At 55.7% G+C, this 18,753-nt stretch carries 15 protein-coding genes and 2 tRNA genes; 15 read left to right on the top strand and 2 right to left on the bottom strand.

What is annotated here, in order from left to right; all coding sequences use genetic code 11:
- Window positions 1-21 precede the first annotated feature (21 nt).
- Window positions 22-669 (bottom strand): two-component system response regulator NarL, encoded by a 648-nt coding sequence (gene narL, locus NR201_RS19675; RefSeq protein ID WP_010672127.1) that lies wholly within the window; start codon window positions 667-669, stop codon window positions 22-24.
- A gap of 316 nt (window positions 670-985) precedes the next feature.
- Between narL and NR201_RS19680 the strand changes: the two genes are divergently transcribed.
- From NR201_RS19680 to NR201_RS19710, 7 genes are all read left to right on the top strand, one after another.
- The gene (locus tag NR201_RS19680; protein ID WP_256850088.1) at window positions 986-2,377 is read left to right on the top strand and encodes a NarK family nitrate/nitrite MFS transporter; all 1,392 of its coding nucleotides are present in this window, start codon (window positions 986-988) and stop codon (window positions 2,375-2,377) included.
- 101 nt (window positions 2,378-2,478) lie between these two features.
- Window positions 2,479-6,240: a nitrate reductase subunit alpha gene (locus NR201_RS19685; RefSeq protein ID WP_256850089.1), complete on the top strand. Its 3,762-nt coding sequence runs from the start codon at window positions 2,479-2,481 to the stop codon at window positions 6,238-6,240.
- Entirely contained in the window at window positions 6,237-7,781 is a 1,545-nt protein-coding gene (gene narH / locus NR201_RS19690) for a nitrate reductase subunit beta (protein ID WP_060680820.1), read from the top strand. The genes NR201_RS19685 and narH overlap by 4 nt, the downstream gene beginning before the upstream one ends.
- Window positions 7,778-8,506 carry a nitrate reductase molybdenum cofactor assembly chaperone gene (narJ, locus tag NR201_RS19695; RefSeq protein ID WP_010672124.1) on the top strand — a complete coding sequence of 243 codons (729 nt, stop codon included), beginning with the start codon at window positions 7,778-7,780 and terminating at the stop codon, window positions 8,504-8,506. Before narH ends, narJ begins: the two co-directional genes overlap by 4 nt.
- Window positions 8,503-9,180 (top strand): respiratory nitrate reductase subunit gamma, encoded by a 678-nt coding sequence (gene narI / locus NR201_RS19700; RefSeq protein WP_022623789.1) that lies wholly within the window; start codon window positions 8,503-8,505, stop codon window positions 9,178-9,180. Before narJ ends, narI begins: the two co-directional genes overlap by 4 nt.
- 149 nt (window positions 9,181-9,329) lie before the next feature.
- Window positions 9,330-10,412 (top strand): lytic murein transglycosylase B, encoded by a 1,083-nt coding sequence (gene mltB / locus NR201_RS19705; protein ID WP_010248519.1) that lies wholly within the window; start codon window positions 9,330-9,332, stop codon window positions 10,410-10,412.
- An 80-nt stretch (window positions 10,413-10,492) separates the two neighbouring features.
- Window positions 10,493-10,828 carry a zinc ribbon domain-containing protein YjdM gene (locus NR201_RS19710; RefSeq protein WP_033770017.1) on the top strand — a complete coding sequence of 112 codons (336 nt, stop codon included), beginning with the start codon at window positions 10,493-10,495 and terminating at the stop codon, window positions 10,826-10,828.
- A gap of 34 nt (window positions 10,829-10,862) precedes the next feature.
- Here the strand turns inward: NR201_RS19710 and NR201_RS19715 are convergent, their stop codons facing one another.
- Window positions 10,863-11,750 (bottom strand): dihydrodipicolinate synthase family protein, encoded by an 888-nt coding sequence (locus tag NR201_RS19715; protein ID WP_033758690.1) that lies wholly within the window; start codon window positions 11,748-11,750, stop codon window positions 10,863-10,865.
- Window positions 11,751-11,916: 166 nt separating this feature from the next.
- Between NR201_RS19715 and tam the strand changes: the two genes are divergently transcribed.
- The 8 genes from tam (at window position 11,917) to NR201_RS19755 (ending at window position 18,752) form a co-directional block, all read left to right on the top strand.
- Complete coding sequence (gene tam / locus NR201_RS19720; RefSeq protein WP_256850096.1) at window positions 11,917-12,693, top strand: trans-aconitate 2-methyltransferase; 777 nt, start codon at window positions 11,917-11,919, stop codon at window positions 12,691-12,693.
- 105 nt (window positions 12,694-12,798) lie between these two features.
- Window positions 12,799-13,293 carry a nicotinamide-nucleotide amidase gene (gene pncC / locus NR201_RS19725; protein ID WP_256850090.1) on the top strand — a complete coding sequence of 165 codons (495 nt, stop codon included), beginning with the start codon at window positions 12,799-12,801 and terminating at the stop codon, window positions 13,291-13,293.
- A 95-nt stretch (window positions 13,294-13,388) separates the two neighbouring features.
- A complete protein-coding gene (gene recA, locus NR201_RS19730; RefSeq protein WP_010248510.1) occupies window positions 13,389-14,456 on the top strand; it encodes a recombinase RecA in 1,068 nt (355 codons plus the stop codon).
- A gap of 122 nt (window positions 14,457-14,578) precedes the next feature.
- The gene (locus tag NR201_RS19735; protein ID WP_010248508.1) at window positions 14,579-15,097 is read left to right on the top strand and encodes a regulatory protein RecX; all 519 of its coding nucleotides are present in this window, start codon (window positions 14,579-14,581) and stop codon (window positions 15,095-15,097) included.
- 133 nt (window positions 15,098-15,230) lie between these two features.
- Complete coding sequence (gene alaS / locus NR201_RS19740) at window positions 15,231-17,858, top strand: alanine--tRNA ligase (protein WP_010248506.1); 2,628 nt, start codon at window positions 15,231-15,233, stop codon at window positions 17,856-17,858.
- A 250-nt stretch (window positions 17,859-18,108) separates the two neighbouring features.
- A complete protein-coding gene (gene csrA, locus NR201_RS19745) occupies window positions 18,109-18,294 on the top strand; it encodes a carbon storage regulator CsrA (RefSeq protein WP_008927091.1) in 186 nt (61 codons plus the stop codon).
- Between the two features lie 283 nt (window positions 18,295-18,577).
- Window positions 18,578-18,670 (top strand) — tRNA-Ser (locus NR201_RS19750).
- Between the two features lie 8 nt (window positions 18,671-18,678).
- Window positions 18,679-18,752, top strand: a tRNA-Arg gene (locus tag NR201_RS19755).
- Window position 18,753 lies beyond the last annotated feature (1 nt).

An 18,753-nucleotide genomic window follows, 5' to 3' on the forward strand; every position in this document is an offset into this window, starting at 1 on the left:
CGCATCGGGAAGGGGAAAGTGTCAGTGCAGCCCGTTCTGCAGCGCCCAGACGGCGGCTTCAAGTCGGGATTTAAGGTTCATCTTTTTCAGCAGATATTTAACGTGAACCTTGACCGTGCTTTCACTGATGACCAGCTTGCGGGCAATCGCTTTATTGGTCATCCCGTCGCTGATCAGTTGCAGAATATCGCGTTCGCGCCGGGTCAGCTGATTGATGTCGCGCGTCTGAGCAGGCTGCGCTTCACGCAACCGGGCGACCAGAATCGGGGTTAACGCCTCGCTCAGCACGATCTGACCGGCAGCAGCCTGATGCAGCGCTTTCAGTAAGGCTTCCGGTTCCATATCTTTCAGCAGATACCCATCAGCGCCGCGCTTCAGCGCGCTGACCACATCCTCTTCATTATCTGAAACGCTGAACACCACCACCCGGCCAGAAAGGGCTATCTCACGCAGCTGGGTCAGGGTATCCAGTCCGTTCAGACCTGGCATATTAAGATCAAGCAGGATCAGGTCGGGATCATGCTGCTGTGCCAGCGCCAGGCCATCAATGCCATTACCCGCTTCGGCAACCACCTGCAGTCTTTCATCCAGCGCAATCAGCTGCTTCAGGCCGTTGCGCAGCATGGGATGGTCGTCGATCAATAAAAGCGTAAATTTCTCTGCCGTCACAATGGCTCCTGTTCCTGTCACATACGCCAGCCCTGAGCGGGCGGAGAGCCTATCTTACCGGTGAAGCGGGGTCGCTATATACCCCCAATGGACTACTCCTTTATTTCCAGTCGGACACCCTTTTACAGAAGGCATGGGCGGCCGTGTTTAAACCCTATGATTTATAAGGGTTATCTGAATTCAGTCAACTACTTAACCGGGGTGAAGAGAGGGCGGCGTGCCTCTGTAACCTGCATTGCCGTTGATTTGTATCAAGCCCGACACCACGCCGGATGCGCAGGATACGCACAATTATTATTCTGCTGATGAGAGATTTATGACCCAATCCACCTCTTTGCAAACCCCGACGCGCGGCGCGTTAATTCAGGACTGGCAACCGGAAAACGATGCGTTCTGGCAGGCGCGTGGTAAACGTATCGCCAGCCGTAACCTGTGGATTTCTGTCTTCTGTCTGCTGCTGGGCTTCTGCGTCTGGATGCTGTTCAGCACCGTTGCGGTTAACCTGAATAAAGTTGGCTTTACCTTCAGCACTGAGCAGCTCTTTTTACTGACCGCGCTGCCGTCGGTTTCTGGCGCGTTGCTGCGTGTGCCTTACTCTTTTGTTATTCCCATCTTTGGGGGACGTCGCTGGACCGCCTTCAGTACCGGCATCCTGATTATCCCCTGCCTGTGGCTCGGTTTTGCCGTACAGGACAGCCAGACCTCATTCACCACTTTTATGGTGATTTCCCTGCTGTGCGGTTTTGGTGGCGCTAACTTCGCGTCGAGCATGGGCAATATCAGCTTCTTCTTTCCCAAAGCCCGTCAGGGCGGCGCGCTGGGTATCAACGGCGGCCTGGGCAATCTCGGCGTCAGCGTGATGCAGTTTGTCGCCCCGCTGGCGATCTCCTGTGCCATTTTTGGTTTTGCCGATGTGGGTCAGACCACCGTCACCGGCGACAGCATCTGGCTGGAAAATGCCGCCTGGATCTGGGTGCCGTTCCTGGCGATCGGCACACTGGCGGCCTGGTTCGGCATGAACGACCTGGCGGCGGCGAAATCCTCGCTGCGTGAGCAGTTGCCGGTGCTAAAACGTCCACACCTGTGGGTTATGGCGCTGCTCTATCTTGCCACCTTTGGCTCATTTATCGGTTTCTCTGCCGGTTTTGCGATGCTGACGAAGACGCAATTTCCTGATGTCGTGATCATGCATTACGCCTTTTTCGGCCCCTTTATTGGCGCGCTGGCCCGTTCAGCAGGCGGCATCATTTCTGACCGCTTCGGCGGTACCCGCGTCACGCTTGTCAACTACGTGCTGATGGCGCTGTTTGCTGCGCTGCTGTTCCTCACCCTGCCGGGTGCCGGACATGATGGCTCGTTCGTGGCCTTCTTCGCCGTGTTTATGGGCCTGTTCCTGACGTCCGGTCTGGGCAGCGGCTCCACCTACCAGATGATTGCGGTGATCTTCCGTAAGCTGACGCTGGAACGTATCAAAACTGAGGGCGGCGACGATGCGCTGGCACAGCGCGAAGCGGCAACAGAAACCTCTGCTGCGCTCGGCTTTATCTCCGCCATTGGCGCGCTGGGCGGTTTCTTTATTCCGCAGACTTTTGGCCTGTCGCTCGCCATGACCGGTTCACCCGCCGGCGCGATGAAAATCTTCCTGGTCTTTTATCTCTGCTGCATCGCGGTGACCTGGCTGGTTTACGGCCGAAAAGCACGCGCCTGATAACGACAAAGCCGGTGTGGCGCACCGGCACAATTTCACTTTCTGTGTCGGGACAGATGCAGAGTCAGCAATGTCACATTAAGCCTTCAGGAGTATTCCGGATGAGCAAGTTTCTTGATCGGTTTCGCTATTTCAAACAGCTGGCCGAGCCCTTTTCCGGCCAGCATGGCCAGACGTTAAACAGCAACCGCGACTGGGAAGATGGCTATCGCAGTCGCTGGCAGCACGATAAAATCGTGCGCTCCACGCACGGCGTTAACTGTACCGGCTCATGCAGCTGGAAAATCTACGTGAAAAATGGTCTGGTCACCTGGGAGACCCAGCAGACCGACTATCCGCGTACCCGTCCCGATCTGCCAAACCATGAGCCGCGCGGTTGCCCACGCGGAGCCAGCTACTCCTGGTATCTCTACAGCGCTAACCGCCTGAAATATCCATTGATGCGCAAGAAGCTGATTCAGCTCTGGCGCGACGCGAAAGCGCAGCACAGCGATCCGGTGGATGCCTGGGCATCCATCATCAGCAATCCGGAGAAAGCGAAAAGCTACAAGCAGGCGCGTGGACGCGGCGGCTTTGTCCGCTCCAGCTGGCAGGAAGTCAACGAGTTGATCGCCGCCGCGAACATCTGCACCGCGAAGACCTACGGCCCTGACCGCATTATGGGATTCTCACCGATTCCGGCGATGTCGATGGTCTCTTACGCTGCGGGCGCACGTTACCTGTCACTGATTGGCGGAACCTGTCTGAGCTTCTACGACTGGTACTGCGATCTGCCGCCGGCCTCACCGATGACCTGGGGCGAGCAGACCGACGTGCCGGAATCGGCTGACTGGTACAACTCCTCCTACATTATTGCCTGGGGCTCTAACGTGCCGCAGACCCGTACCCCGGATGCGCACTTCTTTACGGAAGTCCGCTATAAAGGGACGAAAACCGTGGCAATCACGCCGGACTATGCTGAGGTCGCGAAGCTGTGTGACCAGTGGCTGAGTCCGAAGCAGGGCACCGACAGCGCGATGGCGCTGGCGATGGGCCACGTGATGCTGAAAGAGTTTCATCTTGATCGCGAAGTTGGCTATTTCCGCGACTATGTGCGCCGTTACACCGATATGCCGATGCTGGTGCTGCTGGAACCCCGTGAGGGCGGTTTTTACGCCGCCGGCCGTCAGCTGCGTGCCAGCGATCTGGTGGATGGGCTCGGTCAGGAGAATAACCCGGAGTGGAAAACCGTCGCGATTAACGAGGCGACCGGGGAACTGACCGCGCCGCAGGGATCTATCGGTTTCCGCTGGGGCGAAAAAGGCAAATGGAACCTCGAGCAGCGTGATGGGGCGTCACATCAGGAAGTTGAACTGCAGCTCAGCCTGCTCGGCAGCCACGATGAGGTGGTGGAGGTCGGTTTCCCTTACTTCGGTGGCATTACCAGCGAGCATTTCAACAGCGTTGCGCTGGACGAAATCCTGCTGCATAAGCTGCCGGTGAAACGCCTGCAACTGGCGGATGGCAGTGAAGCACTGGTCACCAGCGTCTACGATCTGACGCTGGCGAATTATGGTCTGGATCGCGGTCTGGATGATGCCAACTGCGCGCAAACCTACGACGACATCAAAGCGTACAGCCCGGCCTGGGCGGAGCAGATTACGGGTGTCTCCCGTCAGAACATCATTCGCATTGCCCGTGAATTTGCCGAAAACGCCGAGAAAACCCGCGGTCGTTCGATGATCATCGTCGGTGCCGGTATGAACCACTGGTATCACATGGACATGAACTATCGTGGCCTGATGAACATGCTGATTTTCTGCGGCTGCGTCGGTCAGAGCGGCGGTGGCTGGGCGCACTATGTCGGCCAGGAGAAACTCCGTCCGCAGACCGGCTGGACCCCGCTGGCCTTTGGCCTGGACTGGCAGCGTCCGCCACGTCAGATGAACAGCACCTCCTTCTTCTATAACCACTCCAGTCAGTGGCGCTATGAAACCCTGGCCACCAGCGAACTGCTCTCCCCGCTGGCGGATAAAAGTCGCTACAGCGGCAGCCTGATCGACCTTAACGTCCGTTCCGAACGTATGGGCTGGTTGCCTTCAGCGCCGCAGCTTAACGTCAACCCACTGCACATCGCGGCGCAGGCGAAAGCCGCCGGTCAGTCACCGCTGGATTACACCGTGGAAAGCCTGAAGCAGGGCACCATGCGGTTTGCCGCTGAACAGCCGGACGATCCGCAGAACTTCCCGCGTAACCTGTTTGTCTGGCGCTCCAACCTGCTCGGCTCATCCGGTAAAGGGCATGAGTACATGCTGAAGTATCTGCTGGGCACGGAAAACGGCATTCAGGGCAAAGATTTAGGCCAGCAGGGCCGCGTGAAGCCGGAAGAGGTGGAGTGGCTGGATCAGGGCGCCGAAGGCAAACTGGATCTGGTGGTCACACTCGACTTCCGCATGTCGAGCACCTGTCTCTACTCCGATGTCGTGCTGCCAACGGCGACCTGGTATGAAAAAGACGATATGAATACCTCGGATATGCATCCGTTTATTCATCCGCTTTCGGCGGCCGTCGATCCTGCCTGGGACTCAAAAAGTGACTGGGAGATCTACAAAGGTATCGCCAAAGCCTTCTCCGATCTCTGCCCGGGTCATTTAGGCGTTGAAACGGACGTCGTTACTCTGCCGGTGTTGCATGACTCGCCCGCGGAACTGGCACAGCCTTTTGAGGCGAAAGACTGGAAAAAAGGCGAATGCGATCTGATTCCGGGTAAAACCGCGCCACACATTATGGTGGTGGAGCGCGACTATCCGGCGACCTGGGAGCGCTTTACCTCGCTGGGACCGTTGCTGGAGACCCTGGGTAACGGCGGCAAAGGTATCAGCTGGAACACCAGCAAAGAGGTCGATTTCCTCAAGCAGCTGAACTATGTCAAAGCGGATGGCCCGGCAGCGGGGCGGCCGAATATCGACACGGCGATCGATGCGGCAGAAGTGATCCTGGCGCTGGCACCGGAGACCAATGGTCAGGTGGCAGTGAAAGCCTGGCAGGCGCTGGGCGTAATTACCGGTCGTGACCACACCCACCTGGCGCTCAATAAAGAAGATGAGAAGATTCGCTTCCGCGATATCCAGGCGCAGCCGCGCAAAATTATCTCCAGCCCGACCTGGTCAGGGCTGGAAGATGAACATGTCTCTTACAACGCCTGCTACACCAACGTTCATGAGCTGATCCCGTGGCGAACCCTGAGCGGCCGTCAGCAGCTCTATCAGGATCATGAGTGGATGCGCGCCTTTGGCGAGAGCCTGATGGTCTATCGTCCGCCAATCGATACCCGTGCGGCGAAGCCGTTGCTGAACAGCAAACCCAACGGTAACCCGGAGAAGGCGCTGAACTTCCTGACGCCACACCAGAAGTGGGGCATTCACTCCACCTACAGCGACAACCTGCTGATGCTGACACTGTCGCGCGGCGGACCGATTGTCTGGATGAGTGAAGATGACGCCTGTGAGCTGGGTATTGTGGATAACGACTGGATCGAGGCGTTCAACGCCAACGGTGCGCTGACCGCACGTGCAGTAGTGAGCCAGCGTATCCCGGCCGGTATGACCATGATGTACCACGCGCAGGAACGTATCGTGAATATCCCTGGCTCGGAGATCACCAGCCAGCGCGGCGGGATCCATAACTCGGTGACGCGGACCTGCCCGAAACCGACCCATATGATCGGCGGTTATGCGCAGCTCTCCTGGGGCTTTAACTACTACGGCACCGTCGGCTCGAACCGCGATGAGTTCGTGGTAGTGAGAAAAATGAACAACGTTAACTGGTTAGATGGGGAAGGCAACGATGCCTGCCAGGGCAGCCAGCAGGAGGTAAAACCATGAAAATTCGTTCACAGGTCGGCATGGTGCTGAACCTCGACAAATGTATCGGCTGCCACACCTGCTCGGTGACCTGTAAAAACGTCTGGACCAGCCGCGAGGGCATGGAGTACGCCTGGTTTAACAACGTCGAGAGCAAGCCTGGTGTTGGCTATCCGCACGCCTGGGAAGATCAGCAGAAGTGGAAGGGCGGCTGGATCCGTAAGATCAATGGTAAGCTGGAGCCGCGCATGGGCAGTCGCATCGGCCTGCTGTCGAAGATCTTCGCCAACCCGGATGTGCCCGCGCTGGATGATTACTACGAACCGTTCGATTTTGATTATCAGCATCTGCACAATGCGCCCGCCGGTAAGCATCAGCCGATTGCGCGTCCGCGCTCGCTGATCACCGGTCAGCGGATGAAAAAGATCGAAAACGGCCCGAACTGGGAAGAGATCCTCGGCGGCGAGTTTGCCAAACGTTCGCAGGATAAGAACTTCGATAACATCCAGAAGGAGATTTACGGTCAGTTTGAGCACACCTTCATGATGTACCTGCCGCGCCTGTGTGAGCACTGCCTCAACCCGGCGTGTGTGGCGACCTGCCCAAGCGGCGCGATCTACAAACGCGGCGAAGATGGCATCGTACTGATCGACCAGGATAAATGTCGCGGCTGGCGGATGTGCCTCACCGGCTGTCCGTACAAGAAGATCTACTTCAACTGGAAAAGCGGCAAATCAGAAAAATGCATTTTCTGTTATCCGCGCATTGAAGCGGGCCAGCCCACCGTCTGTTCAGAAACCTGTGTCGGCCGTATCCGCTATCTCGGCGTGTTGCTCTATGACGCTGACCGCATTGAACAGGCGGCCGCAGCGGAAAACGAGAAAGATCTCTATCAGAGCCAGCTGGATATCTTCCTTGATCCCAACGATCCGGCGGTGATTGCGCAGGCGCTGAAAGATGGCGTTGCGCAGAGTGTAATCGACGCAGCACAGCGTTCACCGGTCTATAAAATGGCGATGGAGTGGAAGCTGGCGCTGCCACTTCACCCTGAATACCGCACGCTGCCGATGGTCTGGTATGTGCCACCACTGTCACCGATTCAGTCGGCGGTGGATGGCGGGGCGCTGGCGCACACCGGCGTGCTGCCGGATGTGGAAAGCCTGCGCATTCCGGTTGAGTATCTGGCGAACCTGCTGACCGCAGGCGACACCGCACCGGTGCTGCTGGCACTGAAGCGGATGCTGGCGATGCGTCATTATAAACGCGCAGAAAGCGTGGACGGTGAGCATGATATCCGGGCGCTGGAGCAGGTCGGCCTGACCGAAGCGCAGGCGCAGGAGATGTACCGCTATCTGGCGATCGCGAACTATGAAGATCGCTTTGTGGTGCCTTCCAGCCATCGCGAACTGGCGCGTGAAGCCTTCCCGGAAAGCAAAGGCTGCGGCTTTAGCTTTGGCGATGGCTGTCACGGCAGCGACAGCAAATTCAACCTGTTCAACAGCCGCCGTATTGATGCCATCGACATCAGTAAGAAAACCATCCGTCCGGAGGATGCCTCATGATGACGTTACGGATTCTTTCGCGGCTGCTGGACTACCCGGACGAGGCGCTGTTTACCCACTCTTCCGACCTGATCGCGGCGCTGGATGACGCTTCTGAACTCAACCTGCAGCAGAGCGCACGGCTGGTGCGGTTTATCAATCAGCTCTGTGCCCGGCCACTGCTCGACGTACAGGCTGACTACTGCGAACTGTTTGATCGTGGCCGCGCCACCTCGCTGCTGCTGTTTGAACACGTGCACGGTGAGTCACGCGATCGCGGTCAGGCGATGGTTGATCTGCTGGAACAGTATCGTGCCGATGGTCTGGAGCTGGACAGCAAAGAGCTGCCCGATTTCCTGCCGCTCTACCTGGAGTATCTCGCCTGTAAAAGCGATGAGGCCGCGCGTCAGGGACTGGACGACATCGTGCCTATCCTGGCCTTGCTGGCGGCGCGGCTTGAAGAGCGTCAGAGCCCCTACGCCGATCTCTTCACAGTGTTACTGACGCTGTCCGGTAGCGCGGTTGATCCTGCGGCCCTCAAGCCACAGGTGGCGCAGGAAGCGCGCGACGATACGCCGGCAGCACTGGATGCTGTCTGGGAAGAGGAGCAGATTAAATTTCTCGGCGAACAGGGCTGCGCCTCGGCGCAGCAGGCGATGCATCAGCGTCGCTTCGCCGATGCGGTCGCGCCGCAGTATCTGGACATCGCCGCGGCGACGGCGCGTACCACAGGAGAATCAGCATGAATTTTATTAACACTTTCTTCTTCGATATTTACCCCTATCTCGCCGGAACGGTCTTCCTGGTGGGAAGCTGGCTGCGCTATGACTACGGGCAGTACAGCTGGCGTGCCGGTTCCAGTCAGATGCTGGACAAAAAAGGGATGCGTCTCGCCTCCAACCTGTTTCACATCGGCATCATCGGTATTTTCTTCGGTCATATCGTCGGGATGCTGACACCGCACTGGATGTATGAATCCTTCCTGCCGATCGACGTGAAGCAGAAACTGGCGATGATTGCCGGTGGCCTGTTCGGGGCGATGACACTGGTGGGCGGTGGACTGCTGCTGAAGCGCCGTCTGACCAATCCACGGGTGCGGGCGACCAGTAGCGTCGGTGATATTCTGATCATGACCCTGCTGGTGGCTCAGGCGACGCTGGGCCTGCTGACCATTCCCTTCTCCGCCCAGCATATGGACGGCAGTGAAATGATGAAGCTGGTGGGCTGGGCGCAGGCGGTGGTGACCTTCCACGGTGGCGCTTCGCAGCATCTCGACGGCGTGGCGTTTATCTACCGCGTGCACATGGTGCTGGGAATGACGCTGTTCCTGCTGTTCCCGTTCTGCCGGCTGGTGCATATCTGGAGCGCGCCGGTTGAGTATCTGACCCGTCGTTATCAGCTGGTGAGAAACCGCCGCTAAGCGCATGATGGCTGCGGGGCAGAGAGAGCCCCGCAGCCATTTTAGCCCACGGCTGCCTTGACGTTTTTTTAAGATTTTGCCCTGTATGTCATTGCGCTGAACGTCTACTATTACCGCATCTGAAATTACCCCTCGTTTATGGATAACCGATGCGCCTCAAGTTAGCCTTCCTTGCGTTCATCCCGCTTCTGGCCTCCTGCAGCAGCAAACCTGAAGTCCCGTCCCAGCAGAAGATGCTGGCTGCGCCACAGGGCGGTTTTTTACTGCAGCCGTCGCACAGCGGACAGGCGATGTTTGGCGACTTTGCCGGTAACCCGGCAGCAGAGCAATTTATCGATAAGATGGTAGAGAAGCATGACTTTGACCGTCAGCAACTGCACAACATCATCGGTCAGGCCAAACGACTGGATTATGTGCTGCGACTGATGGATCGTCAGGCACCAAGCTATACGCCAGCGCCAGGACCTAATGGCGCCTGGATCCGCTATCGCAACAAGTTCATTACGCCCGATAACGTGCAGAATGGGGTGGCGTTCTGGAATCAGTATCAGGATGCCCTGCAACGCGCACAGCAGGTTTATGGCGTGCCGCCAGAAATTATCGTGGGCATCATTGGCGTGGAAACCCGCTGGGGTCGTGTGATGGGGAAAACGCGGATTCTGGATGCGCTTGCGACCTTATCCTTTAACTATCCGCGCCGCGCAGAGTACTTCAGCAGCGAGCTGGAAACCTTTCTGTTGATGTCGCGCAAAGAGCAGGATGACCCGCTGGCGCTGAAAGGCTCCTTTGCCGGGGCGATGGGCTATGGTCAGTTTATGCCCTCCTCTTACAATGATTATGCGGTTGATTTCAACGGCGACGGTCATGCAAACCTGTGGGATCCGGTGGATGCTATCGGCAGCGTGGCGCACTATTTCCAGAAGCATGGCTGGCGCAGCGGCGAAAACGTGGCTGTTCCGGCCAGCGGTCAGGCACCGATGCTGGAAGATGGCTTCAAAACCCGTTACAGCGTGAGCATGCTGGCGGCGTCAGGATTGTCCCCACAGGGCTCGCTGAACGGTAACGATCAGGTCAGTCTGCTACGCCTGGATTTGGGCACCAGCTACCAGTACTGGTACGGCTTACCCAATTTCTATGTCATTACCCGCTACAACCACAGTACCCATTATGCGATGGCGGTGTGGCAGCTGGGTGAGGCGGTGAGCAAGGCGCGCCAGGGCGGCCTGTTATAAAGGCTGTCCTTGTTAACTGTAAGGTTATATGATGACGCCCTTTTTCAGGCCACACAGCCACTGATATTTCTGGAGTCATTATGTCTTTACCTGCCTGCCCGGCTTGTCACGCCGATTACACCTGGCAAGATGGCGATAACCTTAACTGCCCCTCCTGCGGTCACATCTGGACCGAGGGAGAAGGTGACAGCAGCAACGCATCACTGGAAGTGCGTGATGCCAACGGCAATCTGCTGGCAGATGGCGACAGCGTCACGGTGATCAAAGATCTCAAGGTGAAAGGCAGTTCTTCATCGCTGAAGATCGGCACTAAAGTGAAAAGCATTCGTCTGGTTGAAGGGGACCACAACATCGATTGTAAAATCGACGGTTTTGGCCCGATGAAATTAAAATCTGAGTTTGTGAAAAAGAACTGAGATCGGGGGCGCAGGGATGCGCCCGCTTTCCTGCTTAGCTGAACAGCTTATCAATTGCGGCACACTGTTCCGCATTCAGCGTGCCACCGTAGTTTCGTGAGCCGCTGCTCATCGAGTCATAGCGCCGTGCCACGGCCGTTTTAATTGTCGTTACGAAATCATCTCCAATACTGTAAATCGCCATCAGACGGCCGATCTGCTGCTGCAGGCGCGTCAGCTCCGGCAGATTGCCACTTCGCCATGCCGTCATCATCTGCGCAAAGTACTCCGGCACAATATTATTCAGTCCTGAAATTACACCGGCACCGCCCGCCAGCAGGTTCGGGAGCAGGTACTCGTCATACCCCGACAGTACGGCGAAATCGCTACGCACCTTGCGGGTCTCTTCAATCATCATCCGGTTGTGCGACAGGCAATCCACCGTATCTTTAATGCCGGCGAAGTTGGGCAGCTTTGCCGCCAGGGCAGCAATCAGCGCGGGCGTCAGATCGCAGCCGGTGCGGGCCGGAAAATTGTAGGCAAACCATTTACCACCCAGCTGCGCATCCAGTGCTTCGAAGTAGTGCATCAGCTGGTTTTGCGTCTGGCCATAATAGTAGGGCGGCAGCACCATCACCGCGTCAAAGTCATTTTTCCAGGCGGCTTCAGCCAGCTCCAGCATGTCAGGAATGCAGGTTGCCGAGACGTTCGCGACCATCTTCAGCGATGACAAGGGTCTGGCTTCCTGAATCAGTTGTAAGCGTTCCTGCTGCGTCAGTGAGGCGAACTCGCCAATGCTGCCCATCACCAGTAAGGTATCGATACCGGAGTCATTGAGGCGGGAGAAATGTCGCCCGAGCGCATCAATATCGACTGCACCCTGCGCATTGAACGGGGTGACTGAAGGGCACCAGACACCGGCAAAGGGCGATTTTTCACTCATAAATGACTCCTGAATCGGATGTTAAAAAATGAAACAGTGTTTTAACTTAATAACTCCGGCCGTTCTCTGCCAGCGCATGATTCAAAAATGAGCAACGGGTCGCACTTTTTCCTCTTTCATCCGTCTCAGTAAGCGGATGCATTTGATAACTGAGCGAGAGGTCATGATGAAAGAGTGGGATCCTGTGCTGTACCGTAAGTTTGAAGCAGAACGAACCCGTCCAGCCCGCGAACTTCTGGCGCGCCTCAGCCTGGAACAGGTTGAGCAGGTGACCGATCTGGGATGCGGGCCCGGTAACAGCACCGAGCTGCTCGCCGATGCCTGGCCACTGGCGCAGATTACCGGGCTGGACAGTTCCGCCACGATGTTAACTCAGGCCGCTGAACGCCTGCCGCACTGTCGTTTTATCCAGGCGGACATCCGCAACTGGCAGGCCGATGTGCCGCAGCAGGTGGTCTACGCCAACGCGTCTCTGCAATGGCTGGATAATCACGCAACGCTGTTTCCCCATCTGGTCAGCCAGCTGGCGCCCGGTGGCGTGTTAGCGATCCAGATGCCTGATAACCTGAATGAGCCGTCGCACCGGCTGATGCGCGAGGTGGCGGCAACGGATCGCTGGCGTTCACGCATCAATGCCGATGCCGCTGAACGTACACAGCTGCTTTCCACGGGCGAGTATTATGATCTGCTGACGCAGGCCGGCTGTGAGGTGGATATCTGGCGTACCACCTATTATCACGTGATGGCCGATGCGCAGGCGATTATCAGCTGGCTGCAGGCGACCGGTTTACGGCCTTTCCTGGCAACGCTGGATGAGACCGAACAGACGGCGTTTCTGACCGATTATCATCAGCATCTGCTCGCGGCTTATCCGGCTCAGGCCGATGGTCAGGTGTTGCTCGCCTTCCCGCGTCTTTTTATGGTTGCGGTGAAAAACCGGTAAGCGCAGTGGAAAGCTGGCCGCAAAAACAGCGTAATAATGGTGAGTGACCTTGAAAAAGCAGTTTTTCTGCACCACCTTCAACCCATAGCCAAAGGGAGAGTCGCAATGGATGATCAGCAATTGCAGGCGCTTAGTGCGCAGATAGGTGAGAAGCTGAAGCAGCGCAATGCCACCGTAACCTGTGCGGAATCCTGCACGGGGGGATGGATTGCCAAAGTCTTTACCGATATCAGCGGCAGCTCCGCCTGGTTCGAGCGGGGTTTTGTGACCTACAGTAACCAGGCCAAACAGCAGATGGTCAGTGTTCAGGCTGCTTCCCTGTTGCAGTATGGTGCGGTAAGTGATGTGGTGGTGCGGGAGATGGCGCTGGGTGCCCGCAGGGCGGCCCATGCTGACTACGTGATCTCCGTCAGCGGTATTGCCGGTCCGGATGGCGGCAGTGAAGAAAAACCGGTGGGCACGGTGTGGTTTGGCTTTGCCGGGCCGCAGGATAACGTATTGACTTTTCAGCAGCATTTTAGCGGCGATCGTGATGCCGTACGCCGCCAGTCGGTGGCATGGGCCCTGCAGAAACTGTATGGCGAATTTCTGACAAATTAAACTTGATACTGTATGACTATACAGTATAATTGTCGGCAACAGAAAGAGTACAGGCACCCTGAGTGCGTGTTTACCCGGCTTGATTAGGAGTTGAAATGGCGATTGATGAAAACAAACAGAAGGCTTTAGCTGCCGCGCTTGGCCAGATTGAGAAGCAATTTGGTAAAGGCTCCATCATGCGCTTGGGTGAAGACCGCTCAATGGATGTGGAAACTATCTCTACCGGCTCGCTGTCGCTGGATATCGCATTAGGCGCAGGCGGTCTGCCAATGGGCCGTATCGTTGAGATCTACGGACCCGAGTCTTCAGGTAAAACCACGCTGACTCTGCAGGTTATCGCATCTGCACAGCGTAAAGGTAAAACCTGTGCCTTTATCGATGCCGAGCATGCGCTTGATCCGGTTTACGCCAAGAAACTCGGCGTAGACATTGATAACCTGCTCTGCTCCCAGCCAGACACTGGTGAGCAGGCGCTGGAAATCTGTGATGCGCTGGCGCGCTCTGGTGCCGTTGACGTGATCATCGTCGACTCCGTCGCGGCGCTGACGCCTAAAGCGGAAATCGAAGGTGAAATCGGTGACTCACACATGGGCCTCGCGGCACGTATGATGAGCCAGGCGATGCGTAAACTGGCCGGTAACCTGAAGCAGTCCAATACCCTGCTGATTTTCATCAACCAGATCCGTATGAAAATTGGTGTGATGTTTGGTAACCCGGAAACCACCACTGGTGGTAACGCGCTGAAGTTCTACGCCTCTGTCCGTCTTGATATCCGCCGTATCGGTGCAATCAAAGAGGGCGATAACGTGGTCGGCAGTGAGACCCGCGTTAAAGTGGTGAAAAACAAAATCGCCGCGCCATTCAAACAGGCTGAGTTCCAGATCATGTACGGCGAAGGTATCAATACCTTTGGTGAGCTGGTCGACCTGGGCGTGAAGCACAAGCTGATTGAAAAAGCGGGTGCATGGTACAGCTACAATGGCGACAAGATTGGTCAGGGTAAATCGAATGCCGGCAACTTCCTGAAAGAGAATGCTGCTGTGGCAAACGAGATTGATCTGAAGTTACGTGAGATGTTGCTCAACGGCGCGGATGAAAAACTCGCAGCAGCCGACAAGGCTGCTGAGAAAGAAGACGCGGCTGAAGCGAACGAAGACTTCTAATCTCTGATGCGGGAGGGGCGAAATCCTCTCCCGTAGTTTTATCCCCCTCTATTATCTTTCTTGCCTTCCCTCTGTCCTGTTCTGTCGCCATAATCTCCCTCTGTTTGTACAAGGTGCGCAGTATGACTGAACCCTCTCAACCCCAACCTAATGTCGTCTCTTACTCTCGTCTGCTTGACCGTGCGATGCGTATTCTGGGTCAGCGCGACCACAGCCGTGCAGAGTTAGCGCGTAAACTGCAACAATCAGCGCAGCGTGCTGCGTGGGCGCAGAAAAAAGAGCCCGAAATTGTTACCGAAGCGTTGCTGGAACAGGTTCTTAACTGGTGTCAGGAAAGCGGCTGGTTAAACGACGAGCGTTTCACCGAACGATTTATTCAGAGCCGGAGCCGTAAGGGCTTTGGATCGCAGCGCGTGCGCCTTGAACTGGGCCAGAAAGGCATCGACCGTGAAGCCATTGATCTTGCAATGGAAGAGACTGAGGTAGACTGGGCGGCGTGCGCGGCTCAGCTGGCTGAACGAAAATTCGGACACCCGCTGCCCACAGAGTGGAAAGAGAAAGCGAAAGTACTACGCTATCTGCAGTCAAAGGGTTTTATGAGCGAAGATATCCAGTCCATTTTCAGAAATTTTGATGACTAAAAGCCGATGTAATTTTACTTCCCACTGAAGAAAATTTATCTTATTCCCACTTTTTGTTCCGCTAATCAGGCACCACCAGAATGTGGTCGCGCCGATCAGAGGGAACGTTCGTTAGCGTGATTCCAGGATATATATGAGCAAGAGCACTGCTGAGATCCGTCAAGCGTTTCTCGACTTTTTTCATAGCAAGGGACATGAGGTTGTAACCAGCAGCTCCCTCGTACCGAATAACGATCCAACGTTGTTGTTTACTAACGCCGGGATGAACCAGTTTAAAGATGTGTTCCTCGGTCAGGACAAACGTGACTACACACGTGCGACCACGTCACAGCGCTGCGTACGCGCAGGCGGCAAACACAACGATCTTGAAAACGTCGGTTACACCGCACGTCACCACACCTTCTTTGAAATGCTGGGTAACTTCAGCTTTGGTGACTATTTCAAGAGAGAGGCGATTGGTTTTGCCTGGGAACTGCTGACGAGCGAGCAGTGGTTCAGCCTGCCAAAAGAGCGTCTGTGGGTGACGATCTATGAAACCGACGATGAAGCCTTTGATATCTGGGCGAACGAAATCGGTGTGCCACGTGAACGCATTATTCGCATTGGCGACAACAAGGGCAGCGCGTATGCGTCAGATAACTTCTGGCAGATGGGCGATACCGGTCCTTGTGGTCCGTGCAGCGAGATTTTCTACGATCATGGCGATCACATCTGGGGTGGCCCGCCGGGCAGCCCGGAAGAAGATGGTGACCGTTACATTGAGATCTGGAACATCGTCTTTATGCAGTTCAACCGTCAGGCTGATGGCACCATGCTGCCGCTGCCAAAACCGTCGGTTGATACCGGAATGGGCCTTGAGCGTATTTCTGCCGTTCTGCAACACGTCAACTCCAACTATGAAATCGACCTGTTCCAGAAACTGATTCAGGCCGTGGCACAGGTTACCGGTGCCACTGACCTCAGTAACAAATCGCTGCGTGTCATTGCCGACCACATTCGCTCCTGTGCATTCCTGATTGCCGATGGCGTCATCCCGTCTAATGAGAACCGTGGCTACGTGCTGCGTCGTATCATTCGTCGTGCCGTGCGTCATGGCAACATGCTGGGCGCTAAAGAGGCCTTCTTCTATAAACTGGTTGCGCCACTGATTGAGGTCATGGGTGCCGCAGGTGAAGAGTTACAGCGCCAGCAGGCTCAGGTTGAGCAGGTGCTGAAAAGCGAAGAAGATCAGTTTGCCAGAACCCTGGAGCGCGGACTGGCGCTGCTGGACGAAGAGCTGGAAAAACTGCAGGGCGACACGCTGGATGGCGAAATCGTCTTCCGTCTCTACGATACCTTTGGTTTCCCGGCTGATTTAACGGCTGACGTCTGCCGTGAACGCAATCTGAAGATCGACGAAGCCGGCTTTGAGCGGGCGATGGAGCAGCAGCGTCAGCGCGCACGTGAAGCCAGCGGTTTCGGCGCTGACTACAGCAACGTTATTCGTATTGATGCCGCCTCATCCTTCAAAGGCTACGACCAGCTCGATTTAGCTGCCACGGTGAAAGCGCTCTATGTTGCAGGCGAGGCGGTTGATGAAGTGACCGCGGGTCAGGATGCCGTGGTCGTGCTGGATGAAACGCCATTCTATGGCGAATCGGGTGGCCAGGTAGGCGATACCGGTCTGCTGAAAGGGAAGAATGCTGAATTTAGCGTCCAGGATACACAAAAATATGGTCAGGCAATCGGTCATGTCGGTAAGCTGACCGCAGGGCAGTTGCGTATCGGTGATCGCCTTGAGGCACAGGTTGATGCGGCACGCCGTGCGCGCATCCGTCTTAACCACTCTGCTACTCACTTACTGCATGCCGCCTTGCGTCAGGTTTTAGGTGAGCATGTGGCGCAGAAAGGCTCGCTGGTTAACGACAAGTACCTGCGTTTCGATTTCTCGCATTTCGAAGCGATGAAACCTCAGGAGATTCGTCAGGTCGAAGATATCGTCAATGCGCAAATTCGTCGCAACCTGCCGGTTGAAACCGAAGTGATGGATCTGGATGCGGCGAAGTCTAAAGGGGCAATGGCACTGTTTGGCGAGAAATATGATCAGCGCGTGCGTGTTCTGACCATGGGTGATTTCTCTGTTGAGCTGTGTGGTGGTACCCATGCTGCGCGCACGGGTGACATCGGGCTGTTCCGTATTCAGGCGGAGTCAGGTACCGCAGCCGGTATTCGTCGTATCGAAGCGATTACGGGTGAAGGCGCGCTGGCGCAGGTCAATGCGCAGAGCAGCCAGCTGCAGGATCTTGCGCAGCTGGTAAAAGCGAACAGCAGCAACCTGAATGAGAAAGTGCGTGGTCTGGTCGATCATGTACGGGCTCTGGAGAAAGAGTTGCAGCAACTGCGCGATCAGCAAGCCGCGCAGGAGAGCGCTTCACTGAGCAGCAATGCTATCGACATTAAGGGAGTGAAACTGCTGGTCAGTGAGCTCAACAATGTTGAACCTAAAATGTTGCGTACCATGGTTGATGATCTTAAGAATCAGCTGGGTTCGGCGATTATTGTGCTGGCAACGGTTACTGAAGGTAAGGTGTCGCTGATTGCGGGTGTAACCAAAGATCTGACTGACCGTGTTAAAGCGGGTGAGTTGATTGCCGGTCTGGCTCAGCAGGTTGGCGGGAAGGGCGGTGGCCGTCCTGATATGGCACAAGCTGGTGGTAACGATGCGGGTGCTCTGAAAGGCGCATTAGCAGGGGTTGAGGACTGGGTCAGCAGCCGTCTGTAAGTGAATTAAAACAAGGCATCGTAAAAAGCGTCAGAACGGTTGTTCCGGCGCTTTTTAATACGATGCTAAAGCAGCAAATGACAAAGTCAGGTTGATGTAGTGTATTTCGGCTAAACTAACTATCAGCAGAATGTATTGGCGCATCGATGTGCATTGGTGTATTTCTCATACACATTGTGCAGCGTTAAATGATGGATAATGCCGGGAGCCTGTACAAGCCCGACTCTTTTAATCTTTCAAGGAGCAAAGAATGCTTATTCTAACTCGTCGAGTTGGTGAAACCCTCATGATCGGTGATGAGGTAACTGTAACGGTGCTGGGTGTTAAGGGTAACCAGGTTCGTATCGGTGTTAACGCGCCGAAAGAAGTGTCTGTGCATCGCGAAGAGATCTATCAACGCATCCAGGCTGAAAAAACGCAACAAACCAGCGTTTAACGGATTCAGCGTCTCGCACCTGTGCGAGGCGCTACCGCTTTCTGTAAAAATCCTGCCTTTTCTTTCTACCTGTTCCTCCTCTGTTTTGTTAACGCCATCATCTTTCATTGTTGATAATTCACTCTTTTTGTCGCCATTTTGTCCCAATTGTGTGTGATTTGCTCAATCAAACAAAGTTTCGGAAAAATTGTTTGACTTAAAAGTCCGGGAAAGTAATATGTGCGCCACGCAGTGCCGATGAGCAGAAACAACGTTCAGACGCACAGTTCGAAAGAAAGCGTAAGGTGAGGTGGCCGAGAGGCTGAAGGCGCTCCCCTGCTAAGGGAGTATACGGTCAAAAGCTGTATCGAGGGTTCGAATCCCTCCCTCACCGCCATTTTCGATGCATCCATAGCTCAGCTGGATAGAGTACTCGGCTACGAACCGAGCGGTCGGAGGTTCGAATCCTCCTGGATGCAC

The organism is Pantoea sp. Fr-CA_6 (assembly GCF_024520895.1).
GTDB classification, from domain to species: Bacteria; Pseudomonadota; Gammaproteobacteria; order Enterobacterales; family Enterobacteriaceae; genus Pantoea; species Pantoea agglomerans.